This is a genomic window from Kitasatospora sp. NPDC048365 (assembly GCF_043200835.1).
Lineage (GTDB): Bacteria > Actinomycetota > Actinomycetes > Streptomycetales > Streptomycetaceae > Kitasatospora > Kitasatospora terrestris.
In genome coordinates this window covers 1-6198 of the sequence record NZ_JBICYJ010000100.1, presented here as the reverse complement: position 1 = coordinate 6198, position 6198 = coordinate 1, and the positions used below count along the sequence as shown (strand labels likewise).

The 6198-nt window shown below is 72.7% G+C and carries 4 protein-coding genes; 1 reads left to right on the top strand and 3 read right to left on the bottom strand.

The genetic code is table 11. The features are described 5' to 3' along the window. Positions 1–66: 66 nt before the first annotated feature. Complete coding sequence (locus ACGFX4_RS41215) at positions 67–1416, bottom strand: M4 family metallopeptidase (RefSeq protein WP_393086355.1); 1350 nt, start codon at positions 1414–1416, stop codon at positions 67–69. 255 nt (positions 1417–1671) lie between these two features. Here ACGFX4_RS41215 and ACGFX4_RS41210 point away from each other — a divergent pair, with 255 nt between their 5' ends. Beyond that, positions 1672–4350, top strand: coding sequence for an AAA family ATPase (locus tag ACGFX4_RS41210; protein ID WP_393086353.1), 2679 nt, complete (start codon positions 1672–1674; stop codon positions 4348–4350). A 767-nt stretch (positions 4351–5117) separates the two neighbouring features. Here ACGFX4_RS41210 and ACGFX4_RS41205 read toward each other — a convergent pair. Both ACGFX4_RS41205 and ACGFX4_RS41200 read right to left on the bottom strand, forming a co-directional pair. Beyond that, the gene (locus ACGFX4_RS41205; protein WP_393086351.1) at positions 5118–5387 is read right to left on the bottom strand and encodes a hypothetical protein; all 270 of its coding nucleotides are present in this window, start codon (positions 5385–5387) and stop codon (positions 5118–5120) included. Continuing rightward, on the bottom strand, positions 5362–6051 hold the full coding sequence (locus ACGFX4_RS41200; RefSeq protein ID WP_393086349.1) for a type III effector protein: 690 nt from the start codon (positions 6049–6051) through the stop codon (positions 5362–5364). Before ACGFX4_RS41200 ends, ACGFX4_RS41205 begins: the two co-directional genes overlap by 26 nt. Positions 6052–6198: the final 147 nt, after the last annotated feature.

Here is a 6198-nt window from a genome sequence, read left to right as displayed (position 1 = left end):
ATGTCGCAATCCACACCTGGCCAGAAGGCCCTCACTCATTTCAAGATCACACCGCCGTGAACCCCGTCACCAACCTCCGTGGTCAGTACAGCTAGAGCTGTAGCAGGACAGGGAGTTGCCGTCGGCTGCGGGGTTGTCCATCCGGCGCATGTAGCCGCCGGACATGTTGAGCTTCTCGCCGATGTAGTAGTCGCCGGGGTCGCCGGCGTTGTTGGCGTAGAACTCGACCATGGTGCCGAAGATGTCGGAGGTGGCCTCGTTGAGGCCACCGGACTCTCCGGAGTAGTTCAGGTTCGCGGTGGCGGCGGTGACGCCGTGGCTCATCTCGTGGCCGGCCACGTCCAGCGAGGTGACGGGGGTGTTGCTGTTCTGCGAGGAGCCGTCGCCGAAGAACATGCAGAAGCAGTCGTCGTCGTAGAACGCGTTCAGCAGGCTGGTGTCGACGTGCACGTAGGCGGGGGCGCCCTTGCCGTCGTTGCGGATGCCGGAGCGGTTGAAGGCCTCCTTGTAGAAGTCCCAGGTCTTGGCCAGGCCGTAGGACGCGTCGACGGCGGCGCTCTCCCGGCTGGAGGCGGTGCCGTTGCCCCAGGTGTTGGTCGACTTCGTGAAGGCCTTCGCGTTCTGCTTGGGGGTCGACTGCGAGCTGTTGTAGGAGTCGTAGACGACGGTGCCGCCGTGCAGCGCGTCGGTGAGGGTGTAGGAGCTGCCGGACTGAGTGGTCTCGATGGAGACCTGGCCGACAGTGATGCCGGTGCCGGTGCCGGTGACGCCCTGGTGCAGCTCGTACTGGTCGAGCGGCGCGCCGCTGCTCGCGTCGACGATCACCGCCTCCCGCGAGGCCGGTCCGGCCTCGCCCGCGCCGGTGACGGTCGAGCGGTAGGCGAGGACCGGGACCTTGCCGACCGCGTACACCACCAAGGTGCTGCCGTCCGAGGTTTCAGTCCTGGCGTTCTTGACGTGCTTGGCGTGCTTCACGGCCGCGTCCGAGGCGTCGCTCGCACTCAGCTTCGGCGTGGTGCCGGCGACCGTGAGCGCACCCCGGTGAGCCTGGTCGGCCCCCGTGAGCCTGCCGTTCGCGCCGTAGTGGACGACCAGGTCGCCGCCGATGACGGCCAGTGCGCGGTAGGTGCGGTCGTAGCGCACGTGCCGGGCACCGTCGGTGTCCACCAGCACGTCCTTGGCCACCAGCTTCTCGTCGGTGCCGAAGCCGAGCGACTTGGCCAGAGCCTCGGCCTCGCGGTCGGCGGTGCGCATCGCCGCGCCGCGTGCGTCGGCACTCATCGCCCGGAACCCGGCGCCGGGTCGGGCGGAGGAGGAGGTGCTGGCAGCTGCGGTGGACCGGGTGGCCGCCAGGGTCACCGTGCCAAGGGCGAGGGCCGCCGCGACGGCCGCGGCGAGGGCGTTCTTGCGGGACATGGCAATCCTTCCGCCGAGCCGGGTTGGGGAGAAGGCCGCAGGACGTCATCTGGGGGGTGGGGGCCGTTCGGCAGCAGTTGGCTCGGCTGTGGGCAGAGACTAGGGAAGGCAGGAGCCGGCCGAAATCAGGGCAACCCCTTGACCTGGACCGGAGCGGCCCTCAGGGCGCACCATGGCCCGGTGCAAGACTCCGCAACATGGTTGAGCGATGTTCAGGACGCGGCCGGCGCCGTCGTGCCGGTGGTGCCGGGTGACATGCCTGGCACCCGACGGGTGGTGCTGTTCGGGCCGCCCGGAATCGGCAAGACCACCGCGGCCGGCGTCCTGGCACGAAGGCTGGGCCTGCCAGCCCTGCGCCTGGCCCCGGGCCCGCAAGACGCCCCCGTCCCGTACACCGGGCTGCTCGAACTCGCCCTCGCCCTCCAGCCGCTGCCCTCGGCTCGAGACCTCGCGGCAGCCATCGACCACGCCACCGACACCTCCGGCTCGCCGAACGGGACCGGCCCCGCCCTACGGCTGCGCCGGCTGACCGCCGACCTGCTGCGGGACGCGCCGCCCCTGACGCTGGTGGTGGACAACGCCCAGTGGCTCGACGAGGCCAGCGCGGCCGTCCTGCGCTGGGCCCTGCGCCTGGCCCCCGGGCTGCCCGTCATCGCCGCCGAACGCACCTGGAGCCCCGGCCCCGAGGGCCACTGGAGCGGCGAGGACACGCACGCGGTCCGCATCCCGTCACTGGCGCCCCACCAGGTCGCGGCTCTGCTCGCGCCGCACGGCCCCACCTCCCAGGAGGTCACCCGGATCCACACCCGCAGCGGCGGGAACCCCGCCCTGGCCCTGGTCCTCGCCGACGCCGCCGACCCGGCCGCCGACCGGCGGGCCGGGGAGGACCCGGCCCTGCCGCCGGCAGCCCGCCACCTCGTGAGCGAGTGGCTGGGCACCGTGTCGGGAGAGGTCCGGGAACTGCTGACCCTCGCCGCACTCGACGACCGGCCCGACCGCGAACTCCTCGCCCGCCTCGCCGGCCCGGCAGCCGAAACCCTCCTGTCCGAGGCCGAGGCCGCCGGACTCCTCGACACCGACAAGCCCGACCGGCAGATCCGCTTCACCGCCTCCGCGATCGGCGCCGAACTCACCGCCCGACTCACCGACACCGCGCGCAGGCTCCTGCACGCACGCCTGGCCGAAGCCAGCCGTGACAGCCTCCGCCGCGACCGGCACACCACTCTGGCGGCCGACGCAACCGACCCGCAGACCGCCCAGCACGCCGCCCGCGCCGCCGAGAACGCCCGGCTGCGTGGCGAGCACGCCCTCGCCGCCGAACTCTCTCTCCTCGCCGCGGAACTCACCCCACCCCAGGACATCGACCTGCTCAACGAGCGGGCCCTGACCGCCGCCCGCGACGCCGCGCACTACGGCGACCTCCCCCGCGGCCGAACCGCCGCGCGCCTCGTCCTGCACCACGCCACCAGCCCCGCCCAACGCGTCGACACCCTCATCGCCCTGATCGACGCGAGCGGACAGCACCTGAACGACGCGGACCACCTGTTTGCCGAAGCCCTCCACGCAGCAGCCGGACACCCGGACCTGACCGCGCAGATCCTCATCCGCCGATCCGTCTGGGCCAACGTCAACGAAGGCGACCCCCACCGGGCGAGCGACCTCGCCGCCCAGGCCGCCATCCTCGCCGAGACAGCCGGCGACACCGCCGCCACCGCCATGGCCCTCACCATGCAGGCCCGCACCCAACGCATCCTCGGCCACCCCGGATCCGACACCACACTCGCCCGCGCCCTGGCCCTTCCCCGCGGCCCAGGCACCCCCGTCAACAGCACACCCCAGCACCTCGGCGCTCGCCACGCCCTCTTCGACGACCACCCGGACCGCGCCCGCGCCCTGCTGCTGCCCCTGCTCGTCGAAGCCGAACGGACAGCGGACGCCGAAGCCACCGTCGACATCCTTCGCAGCCTGGCCGAGACCGAACTGCGTGCCGGACGCTGCACCCGCGCTCTCGACCACGCCCACCGTGCCCAGACTTTGACCGACCGCACCGCCCTGTCACCCGCCCCCGCCTGCTACACCTCCGCCCTCGTCGAAGGCACCGCCGGAAACACCGACACCGCCCTCGCCCACGCACGCCGTGGTGTCGAGACCTCCCGGCAGGAGGACAACAGGGTCTTCCTCTCCCGCAACCTCTTCGCCCTCGGACACCTCCTCCTGACCACCGGCCACCCCAAGGAAGCCCTGAGCGCCCTGGAAGAGGTCCGCGCCCTGGAGGAGCAACAGCAGGTCCGCGACCCATCCCTCCTGCGCTGGCACCCCGACCTCGCCGAGGTCCTGATCGTCCTCGGCCACCACGACCGGGCCCAGGTCCTGCTCGACGACACCCGCCGCACCGCAACCGGCCTCCGCCGGACCTCCGTCCTCCCGCCGCTCGAACGCGCCCAGGCCCTCCTGGACGCCGCCCGCGGCGACTATGACACCGCCGCCAGCCGCCTCTCCCACGCTGCCGACCGCCTCACCGGCCACCCCGTCGAACGCGGCCGAACCCTGCTGGCACTCGCCCACACCGAACGACGCGGACGCCGCCGCGCCAGCGCCCGCACCGCCGCGCAGAGCGCCGCCGACCTCTTCACCGCCCATCACGCACACCCGTGGGCCCAAGCCGCCGCGCACACCCTGCGCCGACTCGACCCCCACTCCCCGAACGACACAGGCACCCACCCCGCCCTCACCGCCGCCGAACAACGCTGCGCCGAACTCGCCGCCGCCGGCGCCAGCAACCGCGACGTCGCCATCGCCCTCACCGTCAGTGTCAAGACGGTCGAAGCGACCCTCACCCGCGTCTACCGGAAACTCGGCCTGCGCTCACGCAACCAGCTCGCCCACGCCGTGATCCCCCGGATGAGTGATTCCCGAACGACATCGGGAAACTGAACACCTGGACGGTTCCGTCCGGGTCGGGGAGCGCAAGGACCTGGGCCCGCCTGGCTGGACACGAGGTGTGCAGTCGTGGCGCTCAACGTCCTCGGCGTCGCACTCGACGTTATCCTGAGGCCCGGTCGCCGGGTGCGCCGCCATGAACGTTCACGGCATGGGCGATGCCGCACATCAGCGGGACCACGTCGCGGGCGGCGAGGTCGGAGCGGACGGCTCCGGCGTCACGATCCCGGTCGAGCAGCGTGGTGCGGCCGACGCGAGGGACTCTTCGAGTTCCGTGGTCCGCGGCAGGGCGTCCACGGCGGCCGCTACAACCAGGGCAGGGCGGCGTCGGCGAGCTGTGCTTCGACGACGCGGGACAGGAAGCTCTCCAAGAGAGTGAGCGCGTCGGCGACAGCCCGGCGGGCCACGGCGAGCGACGGCGGCTCGGCCCGGCCGACAGGCGACGGAGCGCACTCTGGCGAGGCAACACGGACGTCTCCCGTACCCCCCGGCGGATCCCCTGCCCTCGCCGGTCGAGGCCGCCACCGAACCTGACGACGCCGCCAAGCAGTCGCAGCCGCCGCACATCAGCCGCGACCCCACGCGTGAGGGGCGTCCTCACCTACCTCCGCTGGGACCAGCGCCCCCACCGCGACGGCCTCCCGTCCTGACGGAGGCTCTCCTGACGGGCGTGCCCCCGGCCCACTCTGACGCCCTGGGCCGCCGGCCCAGCCGCGGCCCTCGGACGCGGCTGGACCGGCCCGTCGGCTCCGGCCCTTGCGTCATGCCGACGTCAGCTCCGGTTCCCTGCCGGGGTTGAGCGGTGTCCGCCGGGGGGCGGGGTGCGTGGCCGGGTCGGGGGGCCAGGGGTGGTGGGCGAGGTCGTGGCGGAGGGCTTCGAGTCGGGCGAGGTGGGTGTCGAGTGCGGTGATGGTGGTGGCGTTGAGTTCGTGGATGCGGCGTTCGAGGGCGGTGATCCGGTCGAGGATGTGCTGCCAGCGGTCGTCGGTCGGCTGGTCGGGCTGGTCAGGCGCGTTGTTGGTCGCTGTCATGGCGGAGTCGTTCGGTCTGGTGGGTGAGGTCGTCGAGGCGGGCGGTGAGGTCGGGGTGGGCGGTGCCGAGGTGGGGGCGGATGTCGGCGAGGGGGGCTATCAGGTCGGCCGGGTCTGCGGTGCCCAGCGCGGCGGTGAGGGCGGTCAGGGTGGGGGTGCCGGCAGCTGCGACGTCGCCGGAGGCGGTGATCCGGGCGGCGAGGATGCGCAGGTCGGCGGCGTGGTCGCGGGCCCAGGCGGTGACGGCACGGTCGGCGGCGCGGCGGTCGCGGACGGCCTTGACACGCTCGGCACCGGTCTCCTCGGCGGGGTGCCGGGCGCCGCCGCTGGGCCGCAGACGCAGGTAGCGGTTCTCGGCTGCCTGGCGGCTGGCGACTCCCATCGGGTGGGCGAGGTCGGCCCAGGTGGCGCCTTCGGCGCGGGCGGTCTCCACCAGGCCGGCTTCCCAGCCGGCAAGTTCGGTGCGCAGCTCGCGCAACAGGACGAGGGCGGCGAGCGCGGGTTCGGGTCCGGCTGAGTCTGTCCCGGTGTCGGCGGTCTGGGTGGTCCGGGCGGCGTGGACGGCGTCGTCGATGGCCGCGAGGGCCACTGCGGCGGCGAGGAAGGACGCCGGTCCGGCGATGGCGGGTGGGGCGGTGTCGGGTGTCTCGAGGCGCTTCCCCACGTATGTCACTCCTTGGGTGACTCGGCTGCTTGTCATCGGATGGATGACATGTTAGAACGGATTCAGGTGAAGCGCACTGGCACCCAACTGATCAATGGAGGTGTTTCGCGATGCTGATGCGCACTGACCCGTTCCGCGAACTGGAGC